This window comes from Roseobacter sp. FCG-D35, assembly GCF_033436665.1.
Lineage (GTDB): Bacteria > Pseudomonadota > Alphaproteobacteria > Rhodobacterales > Rhodobacteraceae > JAWQFO01.
Genome location: NZ_JAWQFO010000004.1, coordinates 292231 through 308345 on the forward strand (window position 1 = coordinate 292231; position 16115 = coordinate 308345).

Below are 16115 nucleotides of genomic sequence, written 5' to 3' on the forward strand. Positions count from 1 at the left end.
CATGGCCGCGAGCCTCCTGCGTCCGGGCGATATCGCCCCCGTCGATGCCCGCCGCATCCTCGGCTTTCTGAACGCGGTGGCCGATGCCGATGCGCTGGCGGAAACCGTGGGCCTCTCCGACGGTCTTGCGGTCGGACGGCGGGTCGGTGCGGAACTGATCGCGGCGCGACCGTTCCGAACGCTCGACGCGGTGCTTGCGGTCACCGGTGTCACCCTGCCGCGCTTCACCGAAATCGCCGCCGCCCTGTCGGGCGCGCAACCGCCGCTGCGCCCCGATGTGCTACGGTTCCTGCCGGTGGATGCCACCCCGTGGATCGGGCGGCAAGTGCAGATCGCCGCCCAGCTCACCGACGCCGAAGGCCGCGGCGTCGGCGGCCGGATGGTGACCTGCGTTGCCAGCGATGGCGTCGTCTCGGCGCGCTCCGGGTTGCAGGTCCAGACCGGCTCGGCCATCCGTCTGACCCCCGAACCCGGCGGGGTGATCCGGTTCTCCTACGGACCGCGCCTCTGGCCGGCACTCGACGAGGCCAGCCGCGCCGCACTTTCCGCCGAACTCTCGCGGCTCGGCGACACGCCGCAGACCCCTGACGAGGCCGCCGACCGGATCGACGCGCTGGCCGCGCGCTACCGCGCCCAGGGCGCGAGCGCTTTGCGCACCGCGATCGACCGGCTGTTCGAGACCTACGACGCGCAAGTGACCTCGTCCGTCGCCCCCTGGCCGGTGCAGCCTGTCACCCTGTTGGCCCTGACCCACGACGCCGGCGGCACGATCCTGCAGGCGGCCTCGGTCACGCTTTCGCTGCGCAACTGGCTCGGCGCCTTCTACGCGGCCCTGCGACGCCAGATCGAGGGGGACAGCCTGCTGCCGGACGCGCTGAAGATCCTGCAGCGCGACGCCGAGCGCGGCCGTGACCTGTCGCGCCAGCTGATCCAGGCCACGCAAGGGTATTCGGCGCTCGAACGCGGCGTTCTGGGCCGGCGCCTGCGGGATGCCGCCACCGGGCGCACCGTGACCGGTTTCCTGAACGACGCGGCGCAGACCTTGCAGGGCAATGCCATCGTCAACACCGTGCGCGCGGCCGGCGCATCGGACGCCGCCATCGCCGCCGGCGGGTTCGCGGTCTTCGAGGCGATCCGGACCGTGCAGGAGGTCGAGGACACGATCAAGCTGCCATCCAAGACCGACGGCCTCTCGCGCGACGACCTGTTCGGCTTCGACCAGCGCCTCGCGACGCTGGAAGGCAGCGCCGTGACGCGGACCGACCTCGACCGGTTCCGAACAACGCTTGATGCCGACGTCGACCAGCGCCTCGATGCCTTCCGAAACGACGCCGTGACCACGGCTGACCTCGACAGCCTGCGCAGCGGGATAACGGCGGATTTTGACGCCAAGCTCGCAGGCTTCGATGATCGCGTCACGACCGATACCCGGTTCGACGGGCTCGATGCCCGGGTGAGCGGGCTGGCGGAAGACATGCTGGTGCAGACGGATCTCGACACGATGCGCGACTCGATCACCGCCACCGTCGACACGCGCCTGCAGCAGACCGAGAGACAGGCCGCCAGCGCGGACGACCTCGCCGCGATCACCGACCGGGTCGCGGGGCTCGAGGACGGTCGCCTCACCCAACGCGATCTCGACGCAGTCCGAGACGCGATGACCGAGGATCTCGACTCCCGCTTTGCGGCGGCACAGGCCCGGTTCGCCAGCGCCGACGGGTTGGCGGCGATGCAGGACCGCCTTGCCGGGATCGAGGAAGGTTCGGTCACGCGCGCCGATCTCGGCGGGCTGCAAAGTACCATGACCCGCGATTTCGACGCCAAGCTCGCCGCCGCCGACGACAGCGCGGCGACCGCCGATCGCTTCCGCACGCTCGAGGCGCGGCTGAGAGGGGTCGAGAGCGGTGCAATCGGCCGCGACGATCTCGACGCGTTGCGCCGGGACATCACCTCGGATTTCGATGCCAAGCTCGCCGCGGTCGACGACCGCGACAACGTCGCGGGACGTTTCGCAAGCATCGACGCGCGCCTTGCGGGGATCGAGGAAACCGCTGTGACACAGAACGATCTGGGCAAGCTGACCGCGGATATGACGGCAAGTTTCGACGACCGGCTGACAACGCTCGAAAAGTCCTCGGTCACCAATGACGACCTTGTGGCCGTCCGGCAGGACATCGCGGAAAGCGTCGCGGCGCAGACCGGAGACTTCGTTCTGAAATCCGACGTCGACGCGCAATTCGCCACGATCGAATCCGATTTCGAGAGCAGGCTGCGCACCAAGGCCAATGCCAGCACGGTCGGCCAGATCCAGACCTCGCTCGGCAAGGTGACCGAGGAGCAGACCGCGCTGCGCACCGACCTCACCAAGATCGACACCACCCGCACCGGAGGGGTGCGGTTCGATCCCACGCGCCGATGAGCCGGGTCACCAAATCAGACCTCGGGTCCGCCGCGAACCCCGCGCCGCTCGACACTGCGGTCGCCGGGCGGTTCAGCCGCAGCATCCGGCTCACGCTCGCCACCGGCGGCGTCGCCGACAGCGCAGAGGTCGCTCCGGGCACCGTACTCGAGACACGGTTTCAGAACCGCGACGCGGACGCGCTCGCCCCCGGCGCCGTGGAGGAAGCCGACCTTTCGACCTCGGGTGGCCAGCTTGTCCTGTCGCTGCCCGTGGCGCGGCGGGTGCGCCGCGTCCGGCTTGCCGCGCCGGTAGATGGCGACCGGATCGCGGCCTTTCGTTTCGACGGTTCGGCGGTCTCGGAAGATGCGGTGAAATCGGCGTCGCACGGTGGCAGCGGGGCTTTGCTGAACGTCACCGACTCGGCGCTGATCCTCAAGCGCCGCAACGGCGGAGACAGCGCACTGACCCCCGGTGCGATCGAGGCCGTGACCCTGCGCTATGCGCCGCTGAACCCGCGCCTTGCCCTGCGCCTGGCGGGCGAGACCGGACCCGGCATTCCCTTCCCGGTCCAGACCGACGCCGAGGGCACGCCGGTCTTTCCCGCCGATGGCAGCCACGGCGCTGACCTCGCCGCAGCGATGCGCGCCCTTTTGGCCAGCCTGCCGCCCCCCCTGCCCGATCCGCTCGAGATCGACCTCGTGCTGTCGGCGGACGAGCCCTGCCAGGCCCGCATCGACGCGCTGGACCTGACGCTGGTGCTGCAAAGCCGCGCCTTTCCCGAGAAAGAAGTGCTGCGCTTTCCCGGCGGCCGGCGCGTGACCCAAAGCCTCGAGATCACGCTACCGATCGGCGCGGTGATCTCTGGCGGCGCGCTGGGTGTCACGGTATCCGGCACGCCGCCCGCTGCGGCCAAAGGCGGTGCGCCAAGTGCGGCCCTGCCGCCGTCGAGCGGCGACGGCCTGCGCGTTTCGGGCGAGCGTCGCGTGGCCACCCGGCTTCAGCAAGACGCAGCACTGGTGATCGTCGGGGCCGCAGTGCTGCTGGCGGCGCCCGACGGGCCGACCGAACTGCGCGCGACGCTTCATGCCGACGCAAACGGGCTGCCCGGCCCGTCTCTTGCCGAATCCGCACCCGCCGGACTTGCCCGCGCCGGGCCGACCGAGGTCGCATTCACCTTTTCTCCCACGGCACTGCCTGCCGGGCCGGTCTGGCTCGGCCTCGTCGCGTTGTCGGGCACAGCGATCGCCCTTCTCGGCGGCACCGGCAGCTTCGCGCATACCGAAGAACCGGGGTTCGTGCTGATAGAGGACGACCTGTCGCGCGGTCTCGTGGCGTCTCTGGTCCCGATTGCCGCGGCCGTGGCTGCGACCCCCTCCGGCGGACCGGTGATCGCACTTGGAGAGACCGTGCTCCAGGGGACGCCGGCGCAAGGCGCGGTCAGCCTCGACCTTGCCGCGGCGCTGTCCGCAGGCCCCGCGCCGGCCGCGCTGCATGTCTCGAGCAGCGCGCGCAGTGTGGTCACGCTCGACCCGCCGCTGCTGCGCTACGAACTTCCCTGAAGCGTCAGGTCGGGTCGACCACGCCCATCGCCAGCTGGCGCAGCGCGCTGAGCGAGGGCAGGAAGAAGTAATCCCCGCCCCGGCATTCCACGAAGGTCTTGAGTCCGCTCATCACGTAGGGCGCCTTGCCGCTTTTCGGATCGGACTGGATCGTGAAGCGCTTGTGAACCTCGTGGTTGCCGAGCATCGGGCAGGTGTCGTTGCCCTGGTTGAAATCCAGCCCGTACTGGATCCACTGCTGCTGCACGAACTCGAACTGGCGGAAAAGGCTGGCCGCCACGACCATCATCGCCACGCCCTGTTCGGTGTCGTCGGTCTTCTCCACCCCGTGCGGCGGCCCGTAAGGCAGACCGCGCCGCAGGATGCGCCGGCGCTTGTTGAGCTGCGTCGTGGCCTTTTCGTTGCGGTGCGGGATGCCATCCGCGTCGACGCCATGCGTGTTGAGCGGATCGAGGTAGTCGCGCGTGTTCACCCGCCGCAGGTGCGCGCCCGACGGCGTCTTGTAGCCCGGCATGTCATCGGCATAGCGAAAATCCGACGAGGCTGGCGACTTGAGATAATCGATCTGGTTCTTGAAGGCTTGCAACGGATCCTCAACGTCGAAGCCCAGTTCGCCGCGCAGCTTCGTCCAGCTTTCGAAGTCCGGGGCGACCGCCAGAGGGATGCCGTCGACCCAGCGCCCACAGAGCTTGGCGCAAAGCGTCGCCTCGGCCTCTCCCTGCGAGACGCCGCGCACCCGGGCGAACCGCTCGCCCTCGGTGCGTATCACTTCGGAGAAGGAGCCGACCTTCTCGTGCAGCTTGCGGTAGGCCATGAAGCTGCCGTTTCGCATGAACTTCGCCGGGGCGGCGGTCGGCGGCAATTCCTGGCTCTCGTCGGGATGGCCGAGCACGAATTCGCCCGTGGCAAGCGGCACCCAGCCGTGGCCCAGCCGCTTGCCACGGCCGATCACGGCGGTCTTTTCCTCTTCGGGCGGATACTGCCCAGCAAAGACCGGATCGCCGATCCCGTCGGCAAAACCGAAATGCTCGGTCGGGGTCGGCACCATGACGCCGCCAATCTCGTTGAAGACCGCCGAGGCAGGCTGGTGATCCATGCTGCCGTCGCGCCCGTGTCCGCCGAGGATCTTCACGCCGCCGCCGCTTTCGTCGCAAAGCCGCTTGAGCCACTCGGCGGTCTCTTCCAGCGCCGCCACCGGCTCGGCCACGCCCGGCTCTTTCTGCTGGGCGTTCATCGAGATCCAGATGTGCACGTTGTCGTCGTCGTAGCCGTCGCCGCGCCGGTTGCCCTGCCAGATCGGATCCCAGTGCGCATCCCAGGCCGCGGCCTCGGCCTCGGTCTTGGTCTGGTCGCGGTCGCCGAGCAGGAAAGCCCGGTCCTTCATCCCGGCGATGAATTCCTCGGGCATGCTGCGCAACGTGCGCTGCGAGAGATTCAGCCGGTAGAGACCGAAGAAGGTGAAGCCGATGTTGACCGTGCATTGCGGGCGCGCGGCCTCGTTCGGCCAGCGCACCGCGGTCGTGACGCGTTCGGCTACCTGGCCCACGAAGGCGCGGCCCTTGGCCGGGTCGGAAATGTTCAGGAAGTAGTAGCGCGCGAAGGGATAGGAATAGCGTCCATAGGCGCGAATGATGTTGCCCTGGATATCGTCGAGGTCGAGCCGGTAGGTCATTGGATTGGTGCCGTGCTTGAGATTACGCCCGGAGGCTGGGTCGGCGCGCCGCGGTCGGCGGGCCGGTGCTGTTCGAGAAATTCCCCGAAAGCCTTGTGGATCGCCGCCGGAGGCTCGCCCTGCATGTCGATGGCAAGCTGCGAAAATTTCTGCTGAACGTAGAGGGCCTTCAGCACCGAGGGCAGGTCGTCGTATTTCGCCGGGGCGAGCGGCTTGTTTCCGTTGGCATAGGCGTACTGGATCGCGCCATAGGCGGCGGCCAGCGTCAGGATCAGCCCGATGACGAAGACCCACATCGGGTTGCCGCCGATCAGCGGCATCTCGGTCGCACCAAATAGCCGCAGCACAAGCGCCAGCAGCGCTACCACCAGGGGCAGCGCAACCGCGGCGATCAGCGGCTTGACCGGCAGATCGTTGAATTTCGGCAGGTCGAGGTAATAGTCGTGGAACGGCATCGTCGTCTCGACGTGGCACTTCTCGAGGTAGTCGGCAAACCCGTCCGCCGTGCTCACCCCGTCAAAGCCGACGCAGTTGCCGTAGATATCGGCCAATTCCTCGCCCATCGTTTCCCAGAGCTTCTTTGCATAGGCGCGGCGGACGCGCTTCTGCTGCTCGGCCGAGAGGTTGGCAGGCAGCGGGTCGCCGTCCTCTTCGACGGCGTCGATGTCGGCGCAGAACACCAGGTAGGCCGAATTCAGTCGGTCCAGTTCCTGCGGGTTGATCGGGTCGCGCCCGCGCAGTCCCGCGATCAGCGTGTTCTCCGGCACGCGCCCGTTGAAGATCACGTCGTCGAGCAGGAACATCCGCGCCAGATGCGTGCGCGTGTTGCGCGCGAAGGGGCTGTTCATGCCGGTTTTCTGCGTCGCGGGCGATTGCTGGGCGGTCGGCAGTTCCGACAGCGCACGGCTGAGGCGCTGGCGATGCGAGATGCCGGTGCCGCCCTCGACGGTGCCGCCTTTGACCGGGGCCAGCGTGGTCAGGAAGATGTGACCGGAATCGAGATCGGGCATCTTACTTGGCCTCCCGTTCGTGTTCGAAACCGGCCTGGGCCTGGCGAACGTACTCGAACCGATTGAGATCCGCCCGCTCGGTGTCGAGGCTGGCCACCGGGCCGAAGCCGGGCTCGCCCAGATCATTCTGGACCCTCAGCATCGCCTCCTGCCATTTCTCGTCGAAGGCGTCGGGATCGCTTTCGCCATGCGCCTTTTCCAGCGCCAGCACCGTGTCATAGACCCGCAAGGCCCCCTTGACGTCGCGCTGCGCCGAGCCGGGCGTGGCGTTGTAATAGTAATCCGTCGGGACCTGGTTATGGGTGATGTAGGTCTTGAACTCGGTGATCGGGATCGATTGCGGATACTTCGTGGCCGAATACCAGAAGGCGTCGAGCCCCGAGGGAATGCCGTCGGAAAAGGCGTCGATGTACTGGTCCCAGGTGCCGTTGAAATTGGAACAGAACAGCACGTAGTCGTTCTTGAGCGCGTCCTGCTTGCCCTGCCCGAGGTCCGGCCAGTCCTTGGGACGGATGATGACCCAGCGGGCGAAATGGATGATCGAAAGCCCGAGAAGGCCGCCAAGCCGCACGGGCAATCCGCGCGCGGCGAGAAACAAGAGCCGGTTGATCCAGGTCACCCGTGGGTTACTCGGCGTGACCACGTTCATCGCATAAGCTTTTCCTGCAATGTTCGACATGAGCCGGCCTTTCAAATCTTTCCAAATGCGGTCAGGCTACCACGGAACTGGCGCATTCCCAGAAAAGTTTTCACCCCAAAGTTGCAGATACAAGCACCTGCTTTCCCTGGGGTTTTCGATGCGTCCGCATGGGGGAACCTGACCTTAACATCCGCGCGCCGCGGTCAGGCTCGCGCCAGCGGCAAATGCGCCGGATAGGGTCCATCGAACTGCAGGTTCTCGCCGGGAATGCGGCGATAGCCCGCGTGCAAAAGCTCTGACAGCAGGATGAAGACGTTCGAGTCGTTGATATAGCGCCCGAAGCAGGCATGCAGGCCGAGCCCGTTGTTGAGGTAGACCGAGCCGGGCCGGTCGGTGCGGATCTCCTCGGGGTCTTCGACGTAATCCGGATCTCGCATCGCCGCCGAGGTCGCCACGAAGACGATCATGCCGCCATCGATCTCTTCGCGCGCATGGCCCGGAACGGTCACGGTCCGGTTGGCCTTTCGCAGCAGACCGGGGTTGATCGGGTTGAGACGCATGCCCTCGCGGATCACCGCCAGCAGCCGGTCTGGATCGTCCAGCGCCCCGTGCAGGATGTCGGCGCGCTCGTCTCGGACGGTCAGGTAGTCATAGCCCATCGCCGCCGCCTTGGGCGTCGTCGGCACCAGCCCGATCAGCAGTCCCAGCAGGTTGTTGCGCAGTGACACGGGGTCGAGCGGCACCCGCCCGTCCTCGATCAGCGCCAGTCCGCGCGAGATCACGGTATCCTCGCCGGCGCGGTCGGTATCGGCGATCTCGCGGTCGAGCAACTCGCGCAGCCGCGCACCGGCGGCATCCGCGCGGGTGGCGATGTCGGGCGTGTTCTCGAGGTCGATGAAGAGGTACTCGAAGAGGATCTCGGTGATCGCGTAGAGGTCGTCGGGCGTCGTGGTCCTGAGCCCGAAATACTCCATCGCGAAGCGCGCGGCGACCGGGCGCAGATAGTCCTGCACGGCGTCGATCTTCGGCCCCGCTTCGTTCAGCGCCTCCTGCGCGAGACGCCGGACCGTCTTCGGGATCCGGTCGGAGGCATCGGTGCGCCGGAACACCAGTGTCGTCACCGCGCGGTTGTCGAAAGCGGCGACCGAGTCGTCGTCCTCTCCGAGAAAGAAGTTCGCGCCCTCGGTCAGTTTCTTCATCTTTTCGCCGTAGGTCACGGCGAAATCGCGGTGATTGGCGAGGATGCCGGTGACACCCTCGAAGGACCCCACGATGGCGAGGTTCTTCTTCTTGACCGTCAGCACCGGGTTGAGCTTACGCAGCACGTTGAGGATCGGGCCGGGGTGTTCCTTGGCCCAGACGCCGACGCGACTCACGAAGCTTTCCACCCCGTCGGGGTCTTCCTCGGCACCGCGCACGACTTCATGACCCAGACGCAGCGTCTCGTCGTCATCCTCCTCGCCGGTCAGGTGGTCCGCGATGCGCCGCAGCACTCCGTCGAAATTCATATCACGCGTCCTCCTCGGGTCAGGAAACCATGCCGTCGCAAGGCGCGGCGTTCACCAGCGCTTGGCGATCTGGATCATGAAGATGTCGGCATCGACGTCGATGTCGCCCTTCAGCGTGTTCCCGTTGCCGTTGTCCAGATCGATTTTCGCGGTGTCGAAGAAGGTGTGCGCCCAGGAAAAGTCGATCTGCAGGTCTTCGCGGGCCTGCCACGAGACGCCCGCACCGATATAGAGCCGGTCGGCGTTGGGCGCGCGCGGGTTGCGCACGTCGTCCGGCGTCGGTGTCGGGTCGTAGGCGAAACCGCCGCGGAATTTAATATCGCTGTTGTACTGGTAGCCGAGACCCAGCGCGACGTAGGTCTTGTCGTCCCAGCCGTTGCGCACCGTCGTGGTCGGCAGGCCGTTGTCGTAGGATACTACCGTGTCGCCGAAGGCGCTCCAGCCCACCAGCATGGCAGAGCCGTAAAGCTCGAGCTTGGGCGTCGCCTGGTGCGCGATACCCAGCGTTGCGATCCAGGGCGTGGCGATGGTGAAATCCGCCGAGCCGTTGCGCACCACCGCATTGCCGAGGATGCCCTCGAGCCCGGAGACGTCGCCGCCGCTCATCTCGATATCACCGTCGAAATCATGCTCGATCTTCGAGCGGTACGAGAGGCCGATCCGGGTCGGCCCGCGCTCCCACTCGACGCCCAGCGTGTAACCCAGCGCGAAATCGGTGCCGGTGACCTCGCTGAGAATGTCGCCGCCGGTGCCGCCGCTGGGGACGTTGCTGTCGGTCATGACCGAGAAATCGGCGCTGTAGTGCTGGATGTTGAGCGCCGCGGCGACCGACAGTTCTGGCGTCGCCTGCCAGGATACCATCGGCGCGATGTTCAGTGCACGCAGGTCGGTGTCGGTGGCGATGTAGCGCGAGGCGGCGGTGTTGGGATAGTCCGAGACCGTGGCCCAGGGCGCGGTGAAGGCGACGCCGAAGGTCAGCTGGTCGTTGACCTGCCAGCCGAGATAGGTGGCGGCGCTGAAGCTTGTGTCGAGCACCTGCTCGGGCGTGTCCGGCGCGCCGTCGACGGCCGTGCCATAAGACAGCGCCTCGATATCCGACATCTCCGAGCGCGGCGCGATCACGGTCGCGTTGAACGCGGCGTTGATGCCGGGAAAGCGCGACAGCGACGCCGGATTCGAGAAGATCGCGGAGATATCGTCGCCGCCCGCGCCGTTGGTGGCATAGGCGGTGGCCATGCCGTCGGCGCTCTGGTGCAGGTTCTGGTAACCGTTGGCGGAGGCGGTTTGCGGCAGCGCCACCGTGATCGCAAGCAGGGTTGTCCAACGAAGTTGGCTGGAATCGAACATGAGTGGCCCCCGTCGCAGTAGACCGCAGACAATCTGCGATTTGTATTTTGTGATTTTATTCTACCGACACTTGAAATGACCGATCAAGCTTTTTGCTTGACGTTGCGGCATCCGCGTTTCGGGCGATGCGAAAAAGGCGCAGGCTTTGAGATCCCTTCAGGTCTCGCGCAGCGCGTCCTGCTCGGCCCGCAGCGCGAAGATGTCGAGATCGTCGCGGACGTCGACATCGTCGAGCGTGATCACCTGGTCGCGCCGTACCGCGCGCTTGAGCCTGATGTCATGGGCCAGCCCGATCGGCAGCGCCTGGGCCGGCGCGGCGATCCGCGCCGGGATCGCCTTGGCCCAGACCTTGTAACCGCCCTCTCCGTCGAGCCTGTCTCCGGCCCCGAAATCACCTTTCGCCGTGGCCACGGCATCCGCCCGGTAGCGTGTGGAGGATCCCGTGGGCTCGCCGCGCAGGACCGCCGAAAGCACCGAGACGCTGGTCTCGAGCCCGATCAGGTGGAACGGCCGCCACATCGACGCGTACCAGCCGGAGCTGTCGGTCTGCAGCCCGTACTGGGCGAAGCAGTCGCGGGTATAGCGGTCGGGGGCGCGGAAGGTGACGAACATCCCGTACTGGATGTTGTTGAGCACCACGCGCCCGTCCGGTTCGCGGCTGGCCGCGATGTCGACCAGACCGGCACACGCCAGACGGCCCCCGTCCGCCTCGGGTTTGAAGACGCCTGCAAGATCCTGCAGCCCGGCGGGGTGAAAGCCCAGCCCGTCCTCGGGGCAATCGAGGCCGGTGGCATTGGCGACCGCGGCCATTTCGATCGCGGCCTTGGTGCCGTCGGTGAAGGAATTGTACATCTTCGGGTTGAAATCCCCCGCCGCGACCTCTTCGTCGCTCCAGCCGAAGAAGTCCCAGACCGTGTCGGGGGTCGAGTAGCGGTAAGGTGGCGCGAAATTCATCCCCTTGCCGGCCGCCACGAGCTCGAATCCACAGCTGCGGACCCAGTCGACCAGCTCGCAGATCGCCGCCGGCTGATCGCCGTAGGCCATCGAGTAGACGACGCCCTGCTTGGCGGCCCGGTGTGCCAGCAGGGGGCCGCAGAGCACGTCGGCCTCGACATTGACCATGACCACGTGCTTGCCGGCCTCGATCGCCGCCAGCGCATGGCGCGTTCCGGCCAGCGGATGCCCGGTCGCCTCGATGATGCAGTCGATGCCCTCGAAGGCGAAAAGATCGGCGGCGTCTTCGGTCAGGCAGGTGGTGCCGTCGCTCGACGCCTGTGACAGCGACGAAGCGGCGAACCGCTCCGGTTCCCAGTGCACGCGTTCGAGCGCCGCGCGGGCCCCGGCGATATTCAGGTCGGCGATCCCGACGACGTGCAGCCCCGCGATGTGCCTGGCCTGCGCGAGGATCATCGAGCCGAACTTGCCGGCCCCGATCAGCCCGACCCGGACCGGCCTGCCCTCGGCGGCGCGCCGCGCCAGCATGGATGACAGGTTCATCTCAGGACTCCCGCCCGTTGCGGCCGTTGACGCCGCCGGAGTGCGTCTCGCGCTCGATCACGCGCCTGATGTCGGCGGCGAGATCGCGCAGATGGATCTCGATGGCGCCGCGCACCGCCTCGGGATCGCGACGCCGCAGCGCCTCGACGATGTCGCGGTGCTGTGACACGAGCCGTTCGCGGTTGCGCCGCTGGACCGCGGCGAGGTAGCGCGCGCGCCACAGCCGCTCGAGGAAACTGCGATGCGTCTCGGCCAGAGAGGCGTTGTGCGAAGCGGCCGCGATGGCGGTGTGAAAACCCATGTCGATCTCGAAGATGTCGACCGGATCGGCGCGGTCGAAGCGTCGCGCCATCTCGTCGACCATCGCCTGAAGCCCGTCGATATCCGCGTCCGTCGCATGCTCGCAGGCAAGTTCGGCGGAAAGTTTCTCGAGCGCGATCAGCACCGCCGTCTGGTCCGCGGCTTCGCGCGCGTCGAGTTGCGTGACCACCGGGCTGCGGGAGGCGCGCAGTTGCAGCAGGCCTTCCTTGGCAAGGATCCGAATCGCCTCGCGCATCGGTGTGCGGCTGACGCCGAGCTCGGCGGCATTGTCCCGTTCCTTGACGAAGGTGCCCGGCGGGAGTTTCCCGCGCAGGATATCGCGGCGCAGTTCGTTGGCGATCTGATCGGCCAGAATCTTCTGCGGCATGGCGCCCTTTCCCACCATTTTTCGGTTGGCGCGCAGAAGTTTGGGACGTGGCGCCTCAACAATCTCCGAAATCATCGATTTGGTATACCAAAATCTGTTGCGAGTCGAGCCGCCAGTCAGTAGCCTTCCGCTGATGGTATACCATCTAAGGGCGCGCTGAGGAGACGCGCGCGGAACCAAACGGCGGGGAAGACACCGCCCAGGGAGGAGAAAATGACGATGAAATCCGTTCTGACGGGTGCCGCGGGCGCAGCGCTCTTGGCCACCACGGCACTGGCCGAGCCGGTCACACTGCGCGTGCAGACCCACTATGCCACCGAGCACCCCACCGGGCAGATGCTGGCGCAATGGTCCGATGACGTGAGCGTCATGTCCGGCGGCGACATTACGGTCGAGATGTTCTACTCGTCGTCCGTCGTGGCGACCACCGAGACCTTCGACGCCGCGATCAACGGCATCGTCGATTGCGACGCCACCGGCGGCGCCTACCAGACCGGCAAGAACCCCGCGTTCCAGTTCGTCGGCGACATCATGGGCGGTTACGACACGCCCTGGCAGCAGTATTCCTGGCTCTACTACGGCGGCGGTTACGACGCGGCCCAGGAACTCTACAACGCCCAGAACATGCAGCTGATCGGCTGGTCTATCTACGGGCAGGAATCGCTGTCCTCCTCGAAGCCGATCGCGGGCTTCGAAGATCTCAAGGGCTGGAAGTTCCGTTCGCCCCCGGGCATGGAAACCGAGATCTTCGAAAAGCTCGGCGCCTCGCCGATCGTGATGGACTTCACCGAGATCTTCACCGCGCTTGAGACCGGCATCATCGACGGCGCGGACGCCTCGGGCCTCTACAACAACGTGGGTCTGGGTCTCTACGACATTGTCAAGCACGCCACCTACCCCGGCTTCCACTCGATGCCGTCGGACCACCTGGCGTGCAATCTCGACGTCTGGAACGGTCTGACCGACCAGCAGCGCCGGATCATCGACACGGCCTGGCAGAAGGTCTCGTTCCAGATCGCGCTGTCGAACGAGCTCAACAACGCGCAGGCGGCCGCCGAACTGACCGAGCAGGGCGTGACGCTTTACGACTGGTCGTCCGAGGACCGCGCCGAATTCCGCAAGGCCGCGCAGGCCGCCTGGGATGACTGGGGCACCCGCTCGCCCGAGGCCGGCAAGATCCTCGAAAGCCACAAGGTCTACCTGCGACAGCTGGGCCTGATCGAGTAAGACCCGGCCGGCATCTGACCGGTTGACACCATCGCCGCGGGACCCTCACCGGACCCGCGGCCACGGCGCGGAAAACGCCAAGAAAATCGGGGGAGGACGGGCATGGAATCCGATAGCCTGTGGCTGGGAGCGCTGCGCAAGCCGGTGAAACTGCTGATGTTCGGCTTCATCGGGCTGACGACGCTGATCTACATGTGGCTGGTCTTCAACCGCATCCTGTCCGCCGACGCCATCGGCATGCACGAGATGATCCGGCCCGAAGGGCGCCCGCTGGTCACCGTCATGCTCTTGTCCTTCTCCGCCGCAGTCCTCTTCGCGGGGCTCTACTTTTCCGATTTCCAGGGCGCGATCGAGCCTGCGCCCACCGGGCCGATGGACATCTTCTCGCTGGTGATCGCGCGCATCGCGATGATCATGGTGGCCTTCATCGTGCTGGTGATGTTCTACGAGGTCGTCTCGCGCTACGTCTTCTCGAGGCCGACGCTCTGGGCCAATGAACTGTCGCTGTGGATCGCCGCCTTCGTGTTCCTGATGGCCGGGCAGTATGCCATGCAGCAGCGCAGCCATATCCGGATCTACGTGATCTACGACATGATGCCGCGCTGGCTGCAGAAGACATCGGACGTGCTGTCGCTGGCGCTGCTGCTGTTCTTCACCTTCGCGCTGGTCTGGGGCGGCTACGGCGATGCCGAGACCCGTTTTTTGCGGATGGAGACCTTCGGCACCGCCTGGGACCCGCCGATCCCCGGCATCGTGAAGCCCGCGATCCTGATCCTCATCGTCCTCGTGGCGATCCAGGCGATATCCAACCTGATCGCCGACTGGCACAAGCTGCCCGAGCATCACGGCCCCGACGAGATCGACGAGGTCGAGATCGAAAACATCCGCAAGACGCTGGAGAAGTAACGTGGAATTTCTCGAATACTTCGCCTGGATGAAGGTGTCCGACGTCGGCACGCTCAGCGTCTACCTGCTGATCGGCATGTTCATCCTGCTCGCCATCGGGATGCCGCTCGGCTTCGCTTCGGCCTTCCTGGCGGTGGCGGTGCTGATCATGAAGTTCGGGCCCGAGCTTCTGTTCGGCAACTTCGGCAAGGGACCAATGTCCGTCTTGGCGCAGGCCGTTTACCGGCAGATGACGAACTACGTGCTTATATCGGTGCCGCTCTTCATCTTCATGGCGGCGCTGCTGGAGCGGTCGGGCATCGCGCGCGACATGTACAGCTCGCTCAACCTGTGGCTCAGCCGGGCGCGCGGCGGCATCGCCATCGTGACCTCGATCATGGCCGTCATCATGGCCGCGATGTCCGGTATCATCGGCGGCGAGGTGGTGCTTCTGGGCCTGATCGCCCTGCCCCAGATGCTGCGGTTGGGATACAACCAGAACCTCGCCATCGGCACGATCTGCGCCAGCGGCAGCCTCGGGACGATGATCCCGCCCTCGATCGTGCTGATCTTCTACGGGCTGGTCACCGAGACCTCGATCAAGGCGTTGTTCACCGCGTCCTTCCTGCCCGGCTTCATGCTGGCCACGTTCTTCATCATCTACATCATCATCCGCACGCGAGTTAACCCGTCGCTGGCCCCGCTGCCGCCCGAGAACCCGGGCGACCCCAAGGGCCGGGAAAAGTGGCTGATGTTCCTCGGCTTCATCTGCAAGTTCGGGCTCTGGATTACCGGCGTGCTGATCCTGCGCGCGGTCTTTTTCACCGTGACCGGCGAGAACCAGGTCATCGAGGGTGTCGACCCGATCGCACTCGGCATGGTGTCGGACATTCCCTGGCTGGTCGGCTTCTTCGTCGTCGCACTGTTGCTGATGCTTTTCGTCGCCGGGCGCGAGCGCACCGCGAAAGGCTGGGAGATGGGCAAGGGCCTGATCGCGCCGACCATCGTGATCGGTGTCGTGCTGGGCTCGATCTACATGGGCATCACCGGCATCACCGAGGCCGCGGGGATGGGTGTCATGGCCGTCTTCACCATCGGCCTCGTCCGGCGCGAGATGACCTTCGAGATCGTCTGGGACAGCCTGATGCGCACGCTCAAGTCCACGGGAACGATCATCTGGGTGACCATCGGCGCGGCCTCTCTCGCGGCGGCCTACACGCTGGCCGGCGGGCCGACCTACGTTGCCAACATGATCGTCTCGGCGGATCTGCCGACGATGGGGATCATCCTGGTGATGATGTTCATCTTCCTGATCATGGGCATGTTCATGGACTGGGTCGGCATCGTGCTGCTGATCATGCCGGTGTTCCTGCCCATCGTGCTGAAGCTGCCGGTCGAGGAACTGGGGTTCCTCGGCGACCTCGATCCGCGCCATGTCGCGGTCTGGTTCGGCGTGGTCTTCTGTATGAACATGCAGGTCAGCTTCCTGTCGCCGCCCTTCGGTCCGGCCGCCTTCTATCTCAAGTCCGTGGCGCCGCCGCATATCTCGCTGACGGCGATCTTCCGGGGCTTCCTGCCGTTCATCTGCCTGCAGCTGCTGGCCCTGTCGGTGCTTCTGATCTGGCCCAATATCGTCACGGTCTTCCTCTAGGGCGGGGCTTGGCCGCGGCCCGGTTGCAAT

12 protein-coding genes are annotated in these 16115 nt (G+C 66.1%); 5 read left to right on the top strand and 7 right to left on the bottom strand.

The genetic code is table 11. From position 1 onward, the window contains the following. Window position 1: 1 nt before the first annotated feature. Window positions 2–2419: a hypothetical protein gene (locus R5H30_RS12325; protein ID WP_318328687.1), complete on the top strand. Its 2418-nt coding sequence runs from the start codon at window positions 2–4 to the stop codon at window positions 2417–2419. Further along, window positions 2416–3960, top strand: coding sequence for a hypothetical protein (locus R5H30_RS12330; RefSeq protein ID WP_318328688.1), 1545 nt, complete (start codon window positions 2416–2418; stop codon window positions 3958–3960). The genes R5H30_RS12325 and R5H30_RS12330 overlap by 4 nt, the downstream gene beginning before the upstream one ends. Window positions 3961–3964: 4 nt before the next feature. On the opposite strand, the gene R5H30_RS12335 is transcribed toward R5H30_RS12330, so the two are convergent. The 7 genes from R5H30_RS12335 to R5H30_RS12365 all read right to left on the bottom strand — a co-directional run bounded on the left by R5H30_RS12335 (window position 3965) and on the right by R5H30_RS12365 (window position 12322). Next, window positions 3965–5632 (bottom strand): Dyp-type peroxidase, encoded by a 1668-nt coding sequence (locus R5H30_RS12335; protein ID WP_318328690.1) that lies wholly within the window; start codon window positions 5630–5632, stop codon window positions 3965–3967. After that, window positions 5629–6642, bottom strand: a complete 1014-nt coding sequence (locus tag R5H30_RS12340) for a hypothetical protein (protein WP_318328691.1) — start codon at window positions 6640–6642, stop codon at window positions 5629–5631. Before R5H30_RS12340 ends, R5H30_RS12335 begins: the two co-directional genes overlap by 4 nt. A gap of 1 nt (window position 6643) precedes the next feature. Then, complete coding sequence (locus tag R5H30_RS12345) at window positions 6644–7321, bottom strand: hypothetical protein (protein WP_318328692.1); 678 nt, start codon at window positions 7319–7321, stop codon at window positions 6644–6646. A gap of 164 nt (window positions 7322–7485) precedes the next feature. Further along, entirely contained in the window at window positions 7486–8790 is a 1305-nt protein-coding gene (locus R5H30_RS12350; RefSeq protein ID WP_318328693.1) for a cytochrome P450, read from the bottom strand. 51 nt (window positions 8791–8841) lie between these two features. Next, on the bottom strand, window positions 8842–10137 hold the full coding sequence (locus tag R5H30_RS12355; RefSeq protein WP_318328695.1) for an OmpP1/FadL family transporter: 1296 nt from the start codon (window positions 10135–10137) through the stop codon (window positions 8842–8844). A 156-nt stretch (window positions 10138–10293) separates the two neighbouring features. After that, window positions 10294–11634, bottom strand: a complete 1341-nt coding sequence (locus R5H30_RS12360) for an NAD(P)H-dependent oxidoreductase (RefSeq protein WP_318328696.1) — start codon at window positions 11632–11634, stop codon at window positions 10294–10296. Between the two features lies 1 nt (window position 11635). Continuing rightward, window positions 11636–12322 carry a GntR family transcriptional regulator gene (locus tag R5H30_RS12365; protein WP_318328698.1) on the bottom strand — a complete coding sequence of 229 codons (687 nt, stop codon included), beginning with the start codon at window positions 12320–12322 and terminating at the stop codon, window positions 11636–11638. A 219-nt stretch (window positions 12323–12541) separates the two neighbouring features. On the opposite strand from R5H30_RS12365, the gene R5H30_RS12370 reads away from it, so the two are divergent. From R5H30_RS12370 to R5H30_RS12380, 3 genes are all read left to right on the top strand, one after another. After that, window positions 12542–13549, top strand: a complete 1008-nt coding sequence (locus R5H30_RS12370; RefSeq protein WP_412105137.1) for a TRAP transporter substrate-binding protein — start codon at window positions 12542–12544, stop codon at window positions 13547–13549. A gap of 102 nt (window positions 13550–13651) precedes the next feature. Further along, window positions 13652–14455 (top strand): TRAP transporter small permease subunit, encoded by an 804-nt coding sequence (locus R5H30_RS12375; RefSeq protein WP_318328700.1) that lies wholly within the window; start codon window positions 13652–13654, stop codon window positions 14453–14455. Window positions 14456–14483: 28 nt separating this feature from the next. Then, window positions 14484–16085 (top strand): TRAP transporter large permease, encoded by a 1602-nt coding sequence (locus R5H30_RS12380; protein ID WP_318328790.1) that lies wholly within the window; start codon window positions 14484–14486, stop codon window positions 16083–16085. The last annotated feature ends 30 nt before the right edge of the window (window positions 16086–16115 follow it).